The organism is Psychrobacter sp. CX21 (assembly GCF_057396255.1).
The window spans coordinates 35,715-51,962 of record NZ_JBXYJG010000009.1 but is presented as its reverse complement, the minus strand read 5'-3'; the positions used below and the strand labels follow the sequence as shown (position 1 = coordinate 51,962).

Below are 16,248 nucleotides of genomic sequence, written 5' to 3'. Positions count from 1 at the left end.
AGCATTTAGAGAGTTTAAAATGTCAGATCCAGTCATGAAAAAGTCACAGATGAAAGTTTGGTTCTTAATCCCTTTTATCGTATTTGTCGGATTAATCGTTATGCTGTTTGCCAAGCTAGGTAAGCCTACTGATGTTGTCATCGATAATGCAATAAATAGACCAGTACCAGAATTTAACTTACCGTTATTATCAGATCCATCAACTATGGTGACGAACAGTGATTTGCCCCGATCACCTTATCTAATAAACGTGTGGGGATCATGGTGCCCAACTTGTATTGTAGAACATCCTTTTTTGATGGAACTGCGTAATCGTCAAGTACCTATGGTCGGTGTTAATTACAAAGATGAATTAGAAGATGCTCGAGGTTACATCAGCCGTGGCGGAGACCCTTTTCTATTTAGCTTTAGAGATTATTCTGGAAGTTTTGCGATAGATTTAGGTCTAACAGGTGCGCCTGAAAGCTTTATCGTTGATACTCAAGGAAATATACGTCAGCACATTGTTGGGGAAATTCATGAGCAAAATTGGCAAGCGCGTATAAAGCCATGTATGGAATTGTTGAGTGAATTAGGTAATGAAAATCTTGATTTAAGTACGCCAGAGGTTACGGCACAGATTGCTGAGGTGTGTAAATGAGTATACAAACCAACGATTTTGTTACTAAATTTCGAACGAATGCCTTTAAACTAATCAGTGTGATTGTTATTACTATCAGTATGTTCGGCTGGAGTAGTTTTGCTAGTGCTGCCATTGAAGTCTATGAGTTTGACAGTCCGCGTCAAGAAGCGCAATACAAAGCATTGATAGAAGAGTTTCGTTGTCCAAAGTGTCAAAATCAAAATCTAGCGGGCTCTGATTCACAGATATCTCAAGATTTAAAGCGAAAAACCTATGAGATGGTTATGGCGGGTCAAACGGATGCGCAAATACGTGAGTATATGTATGAGCGTTATGGGGATTTTATTAGTTACAAGCCGCCTGTAAGACCTTCAACGTGGATCTTATGGTATTTTCCGCCCATATTTTTAGTGTTGATCGTGTTTTGGTGGTTTTGGCGCACAAGAAAGACGCATAATAGCAGCAGACAAATGGCTAGAATGGCTAGGGAGTCGAATTTAAATGCAGAATCGTCCGATACGCTTGAGTCTAATTTGTCAGAAGATGAAGCGTCTAGATTAAATGAGCTATTAAAAAAGCATAACGAGCCGCATAGTAAATCTTCATATACTGTAGATAGTTCAGATGATTCAAATTCCTGATAAATTCTATTAAATATTGTTATATAAATCATTTATTAATATCTGTTTCAACTTTAAGGAGTAAAACATGCCAACGTTAGTGATTTTTATCGCGCTGGCAATCATACTAGCAATCTTATTAGCCGTAATAGTATTGATTCCATGGTTGAGAGCAGATAAATCTGTACAGAACGATAAGCTTATTACGCTCAATGTAGAAGTCTTTAAAGAGCGCTTAAAAGAATTAAAATCGGATTACGATGCTGGTGGCATGAGCGCAGAAGAGTTTAAGGTACAAAAAACAGAACTTGAACGCCAACTTATTTTAGCCAGCGATGACCAGATTTCAAAACCAACGAGTGGTGATGAGGCTAAAGAGGTCATCACAGAAGCTGATAAGCAGACGCGCAAAAGCGTTGTCTCTCAACAGGAACGTACCTTTACTAAAAGCCCTAAGGCACGTTTAACAATATTACTATGTATACCTTTATTAATGATTCTCGCTTATATAGTCTCTTCGAATAGAACGCCAGTTATGGAACTGTGGAGTGCGCAAGATAAGTTAGGTCAAGTTGCTGATGACCTATTAACGGGTAAAATTGATAGTCCACCCGAATGGGCCGTTGATGATAATGTAGGTTTATTCGGTGCAATACAAACCAATGTCCATCATCATGCTCATGATGCTATGCGCTGGTTACGTTTGTCAGATGTTTATTTAGCTTTTGAGGCTGAAGAGCAAGCGATGGAAGCCCTTGCTCGAGCCTATCGGTTAAGCCCTGAAGATGTAGACATCGCAGTGAGATTTGCTCAGACACAGTTTTTTACGAGCGGTGGTATGCTAGGTCCAGACGGCCGCAAAGCACTTGATAGCGTTTTAAGAACCAATCCATATCATCAAGGCGCTCAAATGCTCATAGCTATGGCCGAAGCTCGTGAAGGCAACTTTGATCAAGCTCAGCAATGGATTGATAAGTTACGTATTGGCATCGAAGCAAGAGAGGGTGATCATAGCGATGCGCTGCAAAGCTTAGATAAATTAAGTAATAGTATTGCCGCTCAGAAGCGAGCAAGTATTAATGCAGAGTCATCTTCTGACCCTATACATTCAAATGCTTTAAATCAGCAAGCTCAGTCTAATTCGCAAGCTCCAACAGATGCGCAAGCTAGCGGAGTTGCTATCACTGTATTATTAAACCCAAGCTTGTATCCGCTAGTAGAGCCTAATGACGTGCTATATGTTACGATTAGAGAAGCCAGCGGCGGTGCACCTATTGCGGTCAAACGGTTACCAGCGGCAGATATTACACGAGCCGAAGATGGCTATAAATTACAATTGTCTGATAATGATGCAATGATGCCCTCACGCACGTTATCTGCAGCAATTGACCAGAACGCAGACCTAGTAGTGACAGCTCGTATAAGTAAATCAGGACAGGCAATTAAAGAAGCGGGCGATTTAGCGGCTGATAATATTCCGTTAGCATATGATGGTTCAAATACACTACCTAAAGTAGCAATCGAGATAAATCAGCAAGTACCTTAAGCTGATTGAGAGAGTTGGACTGCTAAATTTACCTAGTTTAATTAGAAAGGTATAATTGACCAGATATTCAACAAAATATTTGACCACTAAGTGTCAGTTATATTGCATTAAATGAATTAAATAGCTTGAGCTTTATTAAAGTGCAGGGTATGGTATTTGTTCATTATATTTAGCGGCTCATAATACAGTCAAAGGAATCTAAAATGGTGACAAGGCTACCGAGTGCAAGTACTACTATATTAGGCTTAACAAGGTTAACCCCGTAACCGTTTAGTATTTTTCTGACTATACAATAAGATGCCAGTATTTAGCGTTTTATTTAAAATAAAACATGGTGAAATAATAGGCTACGTAGCTTAAAACTACAAAAGTTCAAGACAACTAAGTTTAGTACTCAAAATTTCAAGACCATTAGCGCTAAGCCATAAAGTACTAGACAACTAATAGCTAAACACTGTGATGTAGGTTTATATAAAGACATAAATTACCTATCACTTAAACCAAGAGGATAACAACTTATGATGCGTATTATACTGCTAGGACCTCCGGGGGCGGGTAAAGGTACCCAAGCTCAATTTATCTCAAAAGAATTCGATATCCCTCAGATTTCAACAGGAGATATGCTGCGCGCTGCTATTAAAGAAGGAACAGAGCTCGGTAAGAAAGCGGAAAGTATCATGAAGACGGGCGGGTTAGTATCCGATGACCTAATCATCAATCTTGTCAAAGAACGTATCGCTAAGCCGGACTGTGCCAATGGTTGTATTTTTGATGGTTTTCCGCGCACTATACCACAAGCGGCTGCCTTAGTAGATGCGGGTGTAGACATTGATCATGTGGTTGAAATAAGTGTGCCAGACAATGAAATAGTTAATCGTCTTTCTGGCCGTCGTCAACATCCTGGATCCGGACGTGTGTATCATATGATTCACAATCCTCCTAAAGAAGAAGGCGTTGATGATGTGACGGGTGAGCCACTAATACAACGTGAAGATGACAAAGAAGAGACTATCCGAGATCGCTTAGCTACCTATCACGATCAAACCTCTAAACTTGTCGACTTTTATCAGAAAAAAGCGAATCAAAACCCAGATGCTGCTCAATATCATCAGTTTGATGGTACTAAAGACATTGAAGTGGTTAAGAATAATATTCTAAAAGCTTTAAAAGGGTAGTTTATTAGTTTTAGTACGATAAGTAACATCAATAAAAAAAGCTTCTGTATATGCAGAAGCTTTTTTTTGTTCGAAGCTTTTTATTCATATAGTCAGCGAACTTGTAAAGAGTCACAATGTTAACCTCGTTAATCCTACCCTAGTAGTACTTTCACTCGGTTGCCATGTGACTACTTTAAAGTTCTTTGACTATAGTATTAGGAGATACTTACAGGGGTTGCCTCTATTATAGACACGCCCTTGTAATAGATTAAATATAAAAAGACCGCAAAAAGCGGTCTTTTTAATTTATTCAAATATAAGTATTTAAGCTAAGTCTTGAACAAGATATATTCAGCTTAACATTCAGTTGGATTAGACACTATAGCGTTAAACCTTAAATAGTGCATATCTGTAAATAGTGCATATCTGAATGTTTAAGCATTACCTTGAACTTGCTGTTGGCTTTGTGCATAAGCTTGATCAAAGTTAACAGGAGCTAAAAGTAATTGTGGGAAGCTACCACGGGTCACGATATCACTAATTACTTCGCGAGCGTATGGGAATAATACGTTAGGGCAATATGCGCCTAGGATTTGACCCATTTGATCTTCTGGGATGTCTTTTAATAAGAAGATACCACCTTGATGCACTTCAGCGATAAAAGCTGGCTCACCTGAGTTTTGAGCATTAACGGTTACTGTTAATATAACTTGATAATGATCATCATCAAGTTTTTTAGCGTCCGTAGCTAAGTTAATATCAAGCTCTGGTTGCCATTCCTTAGTAAATACTTCAGCACCTGGAACTTCAAGAGACATATCTTTTACGTAGATGCGTTCTAATGCCAATTGAGGTTGTGCTTGTTCTTGCTCTGCCATGATAGTTGTCCTTTTTATTAAAATTAAAAAAATAAATAAAAATATGAAGATAATGAGAGTAAATAAAAATTAAATCTTAATCATCAAGGTACAAGTAGCACCTTAACATAATACGATTAAGCATTAACCATTTCATCAAGTTTACCGTCCTGGTTTAATTGATTAAGCTCATCAAATCCACCAATAAACGTTTCACCAATAAATATTTGCGGTACAGTACGATAGTTATTAGTTTTTTTCATAAGATTCATACGCTCATCAGAGCTGATGTCATGCATGCCAATCTCTTCAAATTCAATATCTTTAGAATTTAAAAGTTGTTTTGCATTGGTGCAATATGGACAAATTGGGGTAGTATAGACCGTTACAGTAGCAGTCATGATAAATCCTTATATTGTATATAGTGAGTTTATAGACAAATTTAAATAAAATACTTTTGTGTCAATAGGGGACGTCAATATACGGTGTAAATTCAGGGTATTAAATCAAACAAAATTAAAATTAATAATTAACGCGCTTTAGCTTTGCTATTAATGGTTTTACCTTTGGTAGACTTGCCGCCGACTAAAGGCATACCTGCAGCTTGCCAACCACCTATGCCACCATCTAAGCGGAACACATTAGGCTTACCTATCATCTGTATTGCTGCACCTGCTTGTATGCCCATATCACATACCACCACGATAGGTGCGTCAATCGCTTGAATTTCAGTAAGCCGATCTTTAAGACTCGTAAATGGAATGTTACGACTACCTTGTATGTGACCAGTTTCAAACTTTTTATTAGAACGTATATCAATAATCTGTGCATTTTCAGAATTTACAAGGGTTCCCAAAGCATTAGGTGATATCTTCTTACCACTTCTCTTATTCTCAACTGCAAAAAATAGAACCAAAAGTACAGCTAAAGTACCAAATAAAAATGGGTGGTTGCCCATAAATTCAAGCCAACGATCTAATGACAAAACACTTCTCCAATAATAAACTTTATGTATAATATTATAACGTGATAGACCTTAGAATGCATCATACAATACAGTCAACCCTACATTAACCTTGTATTGTTTTAAATATTCTATAAGACGCACTGCTTCCATAAAAGTCGCTGCTTTAAAAAGCGACTTAATATTAAACCTTTTACAGTTAAACGACCGTCTGCTGATAATGCTGTATTTACATTACCTATAATCCTGAGTATCTGCTTCAGCTTGTAAGTTAACGAGACTCTCAACGCGCCGTTTTAGTACTTTATTGTTATCAACTGCTTGCCATAATGCACACCCTTTACTATTGTAAGTGTGCTTACAGTCTCGAAACTTACAGTCCGCTGAAAGTGGATATAACTCTTTAAACCCTGCAATGACATCCTCTGGGGTCAGATGCCATACCCCATATTCACGTATACCAGGCGTATCTACGATGCCCCCTTGAGACAAATCATTCGGAACAAAGGGTAATAAACAGCTTGTCGTTGTTGTATGTTGACCAAGTTTTGAATTGGTCGAGATAACGTTAACGCTCTGATCGGAGTTGGGCAACATAGCGTTTACTAAGGTGCTTTTACCGACACCAGATTGTCCAGCAAAGATTACCAGCTTGTTTTTAATTTTGTGCTGTAGCTCATCGACACTAATGATCCGCTCCACAAGTGAGTCTTGGGTGGTGTCATTGTCTAATTTAGACGCTGATTGAGATGCTGATGGTTCTAACTGTGCAGACTGATAAAGACTGTTCTCAGGGCAAGGAGCAGCAGTTAATACAGTTTCATAGCCTAGATTTTTGTATTCAATTAATAGGTTTTCAGTAGGGGCATGATCTTCATTATTCAATAAATCTGCTTTATTTAATACTAATAATGGGGTCACTCCCGCATGATGACAAACAACCAAATATCTATCAATAAGACCAGGTGCGGCGGCGGGTAAAGGTGCAAATACAATGGCTAAAATATCAATATTTGCAGCCACTGGTTTTAGTTTATGATATCGATCTGGACGTGAGATGATAGAGGTACGGTTTTGAACAGATTCGATTCGACCAAACCCAGTATTTGGGTCAGCCGTCCAGCGCACCTTATCTCCTGTGGCCAGCATAGGAAGATTAGTGCGGGCGTGGCAGCGCCATATGTCATGCATCTTCATCTCTTGCCAAAAGGGCTCAGGCTCACCCTCAGCTACAATAGGCGGTTCAGGTATATGTTTTGGAAGTGACGTAACCTGTACTTCAAGCTGCTTACCATAGTGCGCCATAACAACACCATCCATTAGACTATCATTGTCTAAGTCTTGCTGTTGGTCTTGCTTTTTACTAATGCGGCGAAGCTGTTGTTTAGTAAGTTTGCGTTGTCTTATTAGCGCCATATTATTTGATTACCGTGTTTAATGTTGGGATGAATTAATTAATTAAATTCGGTATGAAAAGCCGATTATAAAATGTAGTAGAATTTACTATGTTTTATAATTCTAAAGCTTAATAACTAGAATTGTATGAAGTCTCTGCATGAAATTTGTTACTATAGACATTCTAAAAATCTCATACAGTCAGTGAATAACTAAACGGCTACGGTATTAATCTAGCTTAGCTAACTGCATATTAAGTTCACAAGTATGTTCATTCGATTAGCGTGTAACCATTTCAGACTTCATTGATTATAGATGATATTTTGAAAGGCTTAATTTCATAAAATAGGATTAATAATGGGAACGACCAACCACCCTAACAAAATAAAAATTAAAAACCAAGGTAAAAAAGGTTTGGTATGGATAGACCTTGAGATGACTGGGCTTGATACCATGCACGATGATATTATAGAGATTGCGACTATCGTGACTGATGATGATCTTAATGTATTGGCTGATGGCCCTGTTTATGCCATCAAAGTTTCAGATCAGAAGCTAAACGCGATGGATGAATGGAATACGAAACAACATGGCGAATCTGGCTTAATTGATAGAGTTCGTAGAAGCCAAGTGACGTTACAAGAAGCTGAGGCAGGTACGATAGCATTTTTGAATAAATGGGTTGATGAAGGCAAATCGCCGATGTGTGGCAATTCTATCTGTCAAGACCGCCGCTTTTTGGCAAGGCAGATGCCAGCACTGGAAAAGTTTTTCCATTACCGAAATCTAGATGTATCTTCAATCAAAGAGCTTTGTTATAGGTGGCGACCAGACGTACTCAAAGGGGTTGAAAAGACGGGATCGCATCTAGCAATGGACGATATTCGGGACTCCATTAGAGAATTAAAGCATTACAGACAACATTTTTTTAAACTTTTGGATTAAATTGCCTAAAATTAATTGCTCTAATTAGCAATTGTTGAATTAAACATCCGCAACTTAACACTGGTTAACCTAAAATAGTTTAATTAAACAGTGCGTAGTTTGTGCTTAAAGCGCACCAATTGGAAGTTTTCAGATTCTGATAGTTGTGACTGTTCATGATTAAGAGTACTAGGTTCTAAAGTACTAGGTTCTAAAATATCAGGCTCTAATGTAGTTATTCCTATAACTGCCTCTACATAACCTTTAGATGAATGAGTAAGCTTTAATTTATCATCGTTAAGTTTGGGGTTGTCATGGTTTATATTTAATGCTTTTTTTATAAAATGACTGCTTTGCTCAAGATTATTTTGCTCAAGATTGCTTTGCTCAAGATTGCTTTGCTCAAGACTACTTTGCTTATGATCGAAAATGAGTTTGTCAGTATTAAGTACTCTCCAATCGCCTAATACATAGCGAGGTTTATCATCCATCGTTTGATGACAAGCGGGTCGATGGGTATGTCCATGTATAAGGACATCTACCTTATGGATAGCTTTGTCGACTGCTGCATAATTAACATCCATAATCAACTCATTTTTGGATGATTTATCTGAGGCACTTCTTTTTCGAATTTTGTCAGCGAGTTTCTCACGCTGGGATATAGAACGTCTTAACAGTCCCCATTTTATTGGTCGAAAGCGTAAGACCTTGCGCATGCGCTGATATGCCACATCGTCTGTACAAAGCGCATCCCCATGCTCAAGCCTTACTGTTAAGCTGCCAATTTTTGATGTATAAGGTTCTTTAATAAGTTGACCATGAAAGGTGTCGCATAGATCTTGTGAGATTAGAAAATCTCTATTGCCATGCATCACGTAGGTTTGACAACCTGTTGTGTGTAATTGCTTTAATTGAAAAAAAAGTGGGGTTAACCAATGTCTCTGTTTTTGAGCATCAGATAAGCTTAAATAGGCATCGTCACCAATCCAAATATCAAACCAATCCCCGAGTATATAAAGCTCATCAAGGTTAGGTAACTGACAACAGTCATCTAATAGAGCTGAAAAAGCCTGCACTAATGCAGGCTCCTCAGCTGACAAATGTAAATCACTAACAAACACACGCTTTATATCATGCGGGCGTGTGGTTATAAAGTGATTATAATTGATAACATAAGGTCTATCGGTGTCATAAATGTCTGAATAAGTCATTTTTACTTTTTTTAATCAATAAATTTTAATAAATAATATTGAGCTAATGTTATCGAGCGTTGTTAATAACTTGTTAAGGCATTATTTGCTAACGACTGTCGCTGTGTTGATGACTACAGCTTCATTAGGCACATCGGCATGCATACCAGAACGTCCAGTAGATACACCTTCGATTTTCTTAACAACATCCATGCCGTCGGTCACTTTGCCAAATACAGTATAGCCCCAACCTTGCATGTTTTTACCAGTATGATTTAAGAAACCATTGTCATTTACATTGATAAAGAATTGACTGGTAGCTGAATGTGGGTCTTGAGTACGTGCCATGGCAATTGAACCTTCTTCGTTCTTAAGGCCGTTGTCCGCTTCATTTTCAATCGGTGCGTTAGTCGATTTTTCTTTCATATTTGCGTCCATACCACCACCTTGAATCATAAAGTTTGGTATAACACGATGAAAAATAGTACCGTTATAATGACCTGACTCAACATAGTTAATAAAGTTATCAACCGTTTTCGGTGCTTTTTCTTCATTTAGTTCAATAGTAATGTCACCCATTGAAGTGTTAAGTTGTACGACTGGATGTTCGCTCATTTGAGTCTCCTTATAATTGGTTTTAGAGATAGCGTCATTTTCGTGGACACTATCATTGACATGGTTGTTTGAGTTGGCACAGCCCATAAGGAACATGGGTAGTAAAAAACCACCTATGCCAAAATTTCTTAATGCAATCATTTCACCCTCGATGGTTTGTTAATTACCAAACGTTAATTAGCTTTTAGATGGTTTGTAACTTTCAAATTTATTTTTAATAACAATTATTTTGATAACAGGCTATATATAAAAACTATTAGTGACTTCCAAAATATAGATATCAGAAATTAAAGTTTTTTTGAACAAAGCTATTCTTGATCAAAGTAATTAGGTATAAAAGCAATTATACAATAAGTTATTAGCGATTAAGTTATCAAAGGCGATAGTCTAACGCCTTTTTTTATTGATGTCATGTGTCTAGCTGTTACAGGGTTTGGTAAACCTGTTAGAATAGGCTTAATGATGTATTTTAAAAATCTAGTTTTTAAATCACCTTCTATCTATCCAAATATAAATCTTCCTAATTTAAGTGACAGGAGCACGCGTTTATGAGTCATGCGAACAGCGTCAAAGGCAACCTTGGCAACCCTAAAAATAACAGCAATTCTGCAAATAGCAAATCTGTAAATAGCAATTCTTCAAATAGCACTCAAGACATTCAAAAAAATGATTTTATACGTCATATTATTAGAGATGATTTAGCCGAGAACAAGTACGATACAATCGTCACACGTTTTCCGCCTGAGCCAAATGGTTATCTGCACTTGGGACATGTTAAATCTATTTGTCTTAACTTTGGTGTGGCAAACGAATTCGGTGGCGTGTGCAATTTACGCTTCGATGACACCAACCCGTTGGCTGAAAAACAAGATTATATTGATAATATCGAAAAAGATGTGAAGTGGTTGGGGTTTGATTGGGTAGGGGAGCCACAACATGCTTCAGGTTATTTTGATCAATTGTATAAGTGGGCGGTTCAGCTAATAGAACAAGGCGACGCTTACGTTGATCTACAAACACCAGAACAAATAAAAGACAATCGAGGTTCGTTCAAAGAACCTGGTACGCCGTCTCCACAACGTGATGCGAGTATTAAAGATAATCTAAAGTTATTTGAAGATATGCGCGCAGGTAAGTTTGAAGATGGTGAAGCGGTGCTACGTGCCAAAATTGACATGGACAGCCCTAATATGAATATGCGAGATCCAGTGATTTATCGTGTACTTCATCAAGAACATCATCAAACGGGTGATAAATGGTGTATCTACCCTATGTATGATTTTGCGCATCCTTTATCAGATGCCATCGAAAAGGTAACCCATTCGCTATGTACCCTTGAATTTGAAGATCACCGTCCATTCTATGATTGGGTAATTGAAAAAATTGGTGAAAAAGGAGGTATCTATAGAGCGCCGCATCAATATGAATTTAGTCGCTTAAATGTGGATCATACCTTAACCAGTAAACGTAAGCTTAAACAATTGGTTGATGAAGAGATTGTAGAGGGCTGGGATGACCCACGAATGCCAACTGTCGCCGGTATGCGTCGACGCGGTTATACGCCTGAAGGTCTGCGAGATTTTTGTGAGCGTGTAGGTATCACCAAAGCGGATAGTGTTGTTGACTTTCGGTTGTTAGAGTTTAGTGTTCGTCAATCATTAGAAAATTCCACAGCTCGTGGTATGGCAGTTTTAAAGCCACTTAAAGTTACAATAACAAATTTTGATAAAGCAATCAGCGAGTGGCAAGATTTAAAAGCTGAGAGTGTGACTGCGCGATATGATGATGCCAACAAAACACTATGGTTAACTCAGCCAAAACATCCTAATGTTGATATGGGTGAGCGTGAGATTCCATTTACAGATACCATCTATATTGATCAAGGGGACTATGAGCTCGAACCTCCAAAAGGTTACAAACGTTTGTCTCCTGAAAAGACTGAAATACGCTTACGAAATACTTATGTATTATCAGTGACTAACCATGTTTTAGATGATAATGGAGATGTCGTAGCATTGGAAGCCACGATTGATAAGACCACCTTAGGTAAAAACCCAGAAGACCGAAAAGTAAAAGGTGTTATTCATTGGGTATCTGCAAGTCATGGGGTGCCGGCTACAATACGGTTATATGATCATTTGTTTAGCGTAGAAGATCCAAGTAGTGTTGACGATGTTCACGATGCGTTAAATCCCAACTCATTAACTGAGCTTGATGCCATAGTTGAGCCTTCACTTGCTAATTGTGAAGCAGGAAGCCGTTTCCAGTTTGAACGTGAAGGGTATTTTGTAGCTGATAGTAAGCTGCATACGTCAGAAAAGCCAGTGTTTAATGAGATTGTTAGCTTGAGAGATAGTTTTAAGCCTGACTAAGAAATGCTGTTTAGTTGAACACGCAATTTTTAAGCGAGTTTTAAAGACATACTCAAATAAAAAAGAGTATGTCTTGTTTTATGGTTGAACAGTGAAAAACACTTAGCTTTGTCTTAAGTCTTTGAGATACAAATGAATTTAAAAATAGTATTAAAATAGAGTCTAGTAATTGAACAATAGTTCATAAAATGGTGTATTCTGTCATTATTAGTAATCAATTCGAGACTAAAATGCAATTAGACTGCTACAAATGCAAGACTAATACCATGGAGCCCAATCTGCTTGAGGGAAGTTTAGAAACCTTGAAGTGTTCGACCTGTAAAGGTCTCTATCTTAATTTATCAACTTATAGAGCGTGGTTAGAGGCTAAAACACTGTCGCAGCGTAATGCTAACAAACTAAACTTGAGCAGTCAGCCTGATGCATTTAAGTTTATAGAAGCTGAGAACACTCAGGGCGCTATAATCTGTCAGCAATGCGTCAAGTTCACAATTAAGTACGATATAGATAATGAATTTGATAACACCATTAATGTTTGCGAAACGTGTGATGCCATATGGTTGGATAGGTGAGAATGGCAGCTCTTAAAGTACTTAAATATTGAAAATAAGCTGACAAAAGTAATTAGCGACTCTTGGCAACGCCATCTAAGAGCGCAAGAAATGGAGAATGACTTCAAAACACTTTATCAGCAGAAGTTGGGTGATGACTACAATAAAGCAGAAGCGTTTGCACAATTGCTAGTATCACGTCCTAATAAATTTGAAATAATCCATTATCTTACAGAACGAAAGCTGTAACTTATTTTTAACGAAAGCTTATAAATTATGCTTATAACTCATGCTTATAACTTAAGATTTAAACGTTAGCTTTCAACTTAAGCAGTCAACTTATGTTTTAAAAACAGGTTTAAATAACAGCTTTCATATATTATGACTTAATCAGCAGGGCCTGTTAATACTAAATTAACAGGCCCTGAATTTTTAGTCCTTTGATTCATTCCTTTCAAGAAATCTAATATTTAATAACGTCTATTTTATACCATCTATATCAATGAGCTACGAAAATAAGTTCTAAGCATTTTGGGTGTCATGACCGTTAACATTAGATTTAGAGTTATAATTATCTATAACATCAGTCGTATCTGTCCCGAACTTCTGACGCTGATTTGCAAAGAATCTCTCAATTCTATCCATCGCTTCTTCCAAATCATATAGGTTAGGTAAGAATACCACTCTAAAGTGATCTGGTGCATCCCAATTAAACCCGCTACCTTGAACCATCAGTACTTTTTCTTGATTCAATAATTGCATCATAAAATCTGTATCGTCTTCAATAGGATAGATTGAGCGGTCAATCTTTGGAAAACAATAAAAAGCCCCTTGAGGCATGGTGCACGAAATCCCTGGGATTGCATTTAACCGCTCAACCGCCATTTGACGTTGTTTATACAAGCGTCCATTAGGTTCTGTTAACGCTTTCATGCTCTGATAACCTCCAAGGGAAGTTTGAATAGCGTATTGAGCAGGCACGTTTGAACAAAGGCGCATAGAAGCCAGCATATCCAAACCTTCTATGAAGTCTTTGGCATGACTCTTATTACCCGAGAGCATCATCCAGCCTGCTCTAAAACCTGCAATGCGATGCGACTTTGATAGACCGTTATAAGATAATATCATCACATCTTGCGATAAAGTACACATGGGGGTATGAACGGCGTCATCATATAACACCCGATCATAAATCTCATCTGCCATGATCACTAAGTTGTATTCGCGAGCGAGATCTACAATTTGGTTCAACAATTCATCTGAATACAACGCACCAGTTGGGTTGTTTGGATTAATCACTACGATACCGCGCGTTTTATCCGTAATCTTAGCTCGTATATCTTCGATATCTGGTTGCCAGTTATCCGCTTCATTACATCGGTAATGCACAGCCGTTCCACCTGCAAGGTTAGTGGCTGCGGTCCACAGCGGATAGTCTGGCATAGGAATAAGCACCTCATCCCCATCATTCATCAGCGCTTGCATTGTCATAACAATTAATTCAGATACTCCATTACCTAGGTACACGTCTCTGATATCTACGGCAGACAATAACCCTTTTGATTGATAGTATTGCAAAATGGCTTTACGAGCAGAGAATATACCTTGTGAATCTGAATAGCCAGTAGCATTATGAAGGTTTAGCGCAACGTCTTGAAGAATCTCATGCGGCGCTTGAAGACCAAAAGGCGCAGGATTGCCAACATTTAGTTTGATAATTCGTTGTCCTTGCTGCTCCATTAAGTTGGCAGTTTTAAGAAGAGGGCCTCTAATGTCATAGCATACATTCTGCAGCTTTTCAGACTTTCTAAGAGGTTTGGGACTATTATGATTTGAATGTGTCATAGTCGATTCGCTTATACGTAATGGTGATGGATTTGAATGAGAACCGTTTTGGCTAGTTTTGTTTTGCGAGTCATTCTCTGCTTTATTATTTTGAATAGGGTTGCTGTTATAGTTATGAGAATTCGTATCGAGAGGACTATTCCTAGAAGTAGTATTTTGCTCGTTTTGAGCACTGTTAATTTTTCTACTTTTAGTAGGGTTACTGGTTTTGTTTAGATGGTATATTTTTTGATCGGGCTCACCTGTCAACAAATAACCTTCTGAGCAGTCTAGTAATTTGACCAAGGTAGGTATTTTTGAGGCAACAATACCATTTATGCCCCTTTCCCAATTTGATATTGCACCTCGGCTGACTTTCGCACCTGCCTCAGTCATTAGTGTTGCGAGCTGTTCGGCAGTAAGTCCTTTTGACTTACGCAAAGCGCTTAATCGTTTGCCTTGATCTTTGTATTCTAATGAGTCAGTCATAATACTGTCCAATATGGTATTTTGAGAACGATAGAGGTTTGAAGCTAAATCTAATTAGAAAGTTTAATAATTAATTATGTTGGATCTATAATGCAAGATATTATTGCAAAACTAGACTGAGCGCAAGTATATATTATGCAAGTTTTACTTGCATTAATTGATTGTTATTTATAGAACGTTAAACATTCAAGATAACTGTCGATTATATAATCCACCAATTATGATAATTGATTTTAAAATGTGATTTACTGTTGAACAACTTTTGAGTACTTAGGTTTTATTGAACTTAAAGTGTTACAACCCCATCTATAGAGTATTGCGTCCCTATATATATAAATCTTTAAAATGTAATCTAATACAATATGAATCCCTATTTATATACATAAGTCATATATAGAAGTTTAATCACTGATGCGAATTTTTTAGAATTTTAGAAACTAATCAAACCTAAGGAATCATTATGCAAGATTCACAATTAACCAAAGAAGAGATACAACAGCTTACTGATGCAGACTGGCGTGAGCGCTTGACCCAAGAAGAGTACAACGTTCTACGCCAAAAGGGTACGGAGCGTCCATTTACGGGTATACACAACGATATGAACGAACAGGGTACCTATCGCTGTAAAGGCTGCGGTACTAAATTGTTCGAATCAAAGAATAAATTTGATGCAGGATGTGGCTGGCCTAGTTTTGATGCTTCGGTTGACGACTCTGCAATAGATGAACATCTTGATACGTCGCATGGTATGCGCCGTGTTGAAGTTACCTGTAGCAATTGTGGTGGCCATTTAGGTCATGTGTTTCCTGATGGACCAAAAGAGACAACCGGCATGCGTTACTGTATAAACTCAGTGGCTATTGATTTAGAGCCTAGTGATACGCCTTAGTCATCAAAAACTAGGGGCTGTATTGAATTGATTTATGGGATGGCGGAGACTATATTTTAGTCAATATGCAGGTGAATTTTCGCAGCTTAATCGTTCTAAGTTAGAATCGTAAGTTAGAACCGTTAATTATTAAATTCACAATATATTGGCAAAAAATAGCCCTGACCCCCTCTGGAGCACAGCTCTTGCCTTGCGAACGGGCAAAGCAATGCTTTGCTCGAGAACCGTTCTCA

Annotated in this window: 16 protein-coding genes; 9 read left to right on the top strand and 7 right to left on the bottom strand. The window is 37.9% G+C overall.

Annotated elements, in window-relative coordinates; genetic code table 11:
* Positions 1-19: 19 nt before the first annotated feature.
* The 4 genes from AC2SLP_RS06760 to adk all read left to right on the top strand — a co-directional run bounded on the left by AC2SLP_RS06760 (position 20) and on the right by adk (position 3,963).
* A complete protein-coding gene (locus AC2SLP_RS06760) occupies positions 20-640 on the top strand; it encodes a DsbE family thiol:disulfide interchange protein (protein ID WP_486535908.1) in 621 nt (206 codons plus the stop codon).
* The gene (locus tag AC2SLP_RS06755) at positions 637-1,263 is read left to right on the top strand and encodes a cytochrome c-type biogenesis protein (protein WP_486535907.1); all 627 of its coding nucleotides are present in this window, start codon (positions 637-639) and stop codon (positions 1,261-1,263) included. Before AC2SLP_RS06760 ends, AC2SLP_RS06755 begins: the two co-directional genes overlap by 4 nt.
* Positions 1,264-1,330: 67 nt before the next feature.
* The gene (gene ccmI, locus AC2SLP_RS06750; RefSeq protein ID WP_486535906.1) at positions 1,331-2,788 is read left to right on the top strand and encodes a c-type cytochrome biogenesis protein CcmI; all 1,458 of its coding nucleotides are present in this window, start codon (positions 1,331-1,333) and stop codon (positions 2,786-2,788) included.
* Positions 2,789-3,309: 521 nt separating this feature from the next.
* Positions 3,310-3,963 (top strand): adenylate kinase, encoded by a 654-nt coding sequence (gene adk, locus AC2SLP_RS06745; RefSeq protein WP_486535966.1) that lies wholly within the window; start codon positions 3,310-3,312, stop codon positions 3,961-3,963.
* 416 nt (positions 3,964-4,379) lie between these two features.
* On the opposite strand, the gene secB is transcribed toward adk, so the two are convergent.
* From secB to rsgA, 4 genes are all read right to left on the bottom strand, one after another.
* Entirely contained in the window at positions 4,380-4,823 is a 444-nt protein-coding gene (gene secB, locus AC2SLP_RS06740; protein WP_486535905.1) for a protein-export chaperone SecB, read from the bottom strand.
* Between the two features lie 116 nt (positions 4,824-4,939).
* Positions 4,940-5,203, bottom strand: a complete 264-nt coding sequence (gene grxC, locus AC2SLP_RS06735; protein WP_486535904.1) for a glutaredoxin 3 — start codon at positions 5,201-5,203, stop codon at positions 4,940-4,942.
* A gap of 128 nt (positions 5,204-5,331) precedes the next feature.
* Positions 5,332-5,760, bottom strand: a complete 429-nt coding sequence (locus AC2SLP_RS06730) for a rhodanese-like domain-containing protein (protein ID WP_486535965.1) — start codon at positions 5,758-5,760, stop codon at positions 5,332-5,334.
* A gap of 240 nt (positions 5,761-6,000) precedes the next feature.
* Entirely contained in the window at positions 6,001-7,182 is a 1,182-nt protein-coding gene (gene rsgA / locus AC2SLP_RS06725) for a ribosome small subunit-dependent GTPase A (protein WP_486535903.1), read from the bottom strand.
* A 336-nt stretch (positions 7,183-7,518) separates the two neighbouring features.
* On the opposite strand from rsgA, the gene orn reads away from it, so the two are divergent.
* Positions 7,519-8,106 carry an oligoribonuclease gene (gene orn, locus AC2SLP_RS06720; RefSeq protein ID WP_486535902.1) on the top strand — a complete coding sequence of 196 codons (588 nt, stop codon included), beginning with the start codon at positions 7,519-7,521 and terminating at the stop codon, positions 8,104-8,106.
* Between the two features lie 83 nt (positions 8,107-8,189).
* On the opposite strand, the gene AC2SLP_RS06715 is transcribed toward orn, so the two are convergent.
* Together AC2SLP_RS06715 and AC2SLP_RS06710 are read right to left on the bottom strand one after the other, a co-directional pair.
* Positions 8,190-9,296, bottom strand: a complete 1,107-nt coding sequence (locus tag AC2SLP_RS06715; protein WP_486535901.1) for a UDP-2,3-diacylglucosamine diphosphatase — start codon at positions 9,294-9,296, stop codon at positions 8,190-8,192.
* A gap of 81 nt (positions 9,297-9,377) precedes the next feature.
* Positions 9,378-9,890 carry a peptidylprolyl isomerase gene (locus AC2SLP_RS06710; RefSeq protein WP_486535964.1) on the bottom strand — a complete coding sequence of 171 codons (513 nt, stop codon included), beginning with the start codon at positions 9,888-9,890 and terminating at the stop codon, positions 9,378-9,380.
* A 548-nt stretch (positions 9,891-10,438) separates the two neighbouring features.
* Here AC2SLP_RS06710 and AC2SLP_RS06705 point away from each other — a divergent pair.
* The 3 genes from AC2SLP_RS06705 to AC2SLP_RS06695 all read left to right on the top strand — a co-directional run bounded on the left by AC2SLP_RS06705 (position 10,439) and on the right by AC2SLP_RS06695 (position 13,062).
* Entirely contained in the window at positions 10,439-12,262 is a 1,824-nt protein-coding gene (locus tag AC2SLP_RS06705) for a glutamine--tRNA ligase/YqeY domain fusion protein (RefSeq protein WP_486535900.1), read from the top strand.
* Positions 12,263-12,528: 266 nt separating this feature from the next.
* Positions 12,529-12,834: a hypothetical protein gene (locus AC2SLP_RS06700; RefSeq protein ID WP_486535899.1), complete on the top strand. Its 306-nt coding sequence runs from the start codon at positions 12,529-12,531 to the stop codon at positions 12,832-12,834.
* A gap of 90 nt (positions 12,835-12,924) precedes the next feature.
* On the top strand, positions 12,925-13,062 hold the full coding sequence (locus AC2SLP_RS06695; protein WP_486535898.1) for a hypothetical protein: 138 nt from the start codon (positions 12,925-12,927) through the stop codon (positions 13,060-13,062).
* Positions 13,063-13,335: 273 nt separating this feature from the next.
* On the opposite strand, the gene AC2SLP_RS06690 is transcribed toward AC2SLP_RS06695, so the two are convergent.
* Complete coding sequence (locus tag AC2SLP_RS06690; RefSeq protein WP_486535897.1) at positions 13,336-15,126, bottom strand: aminotransferase class I/II-fold pyridoxal phosphate-dependent enzyme; 1,791 nt, start codon at positions 15,124-15,126, stop codon at positions 13,336-13,338.
* A 460-nt stretch (positions 15,127-15,586) separates the two neighbouring features.
* On the opposite strand from AC2SLP_RS06690, the gene msrB reads away from it, so the two are divergent.
* Entirely contained in the window at positions 15,587-16,015 is a 429-nt protein-coding gene (gene msrB / locus AC2SLP_RS06685; RefSeq protein WP_486535896.1) for a peptide-methionine (R)-S-oxide reductase MsrB, read from the top strand.
* The last annotated feature ends 233 nt before the right edge of the window (positions 16,016-16,248 follow it).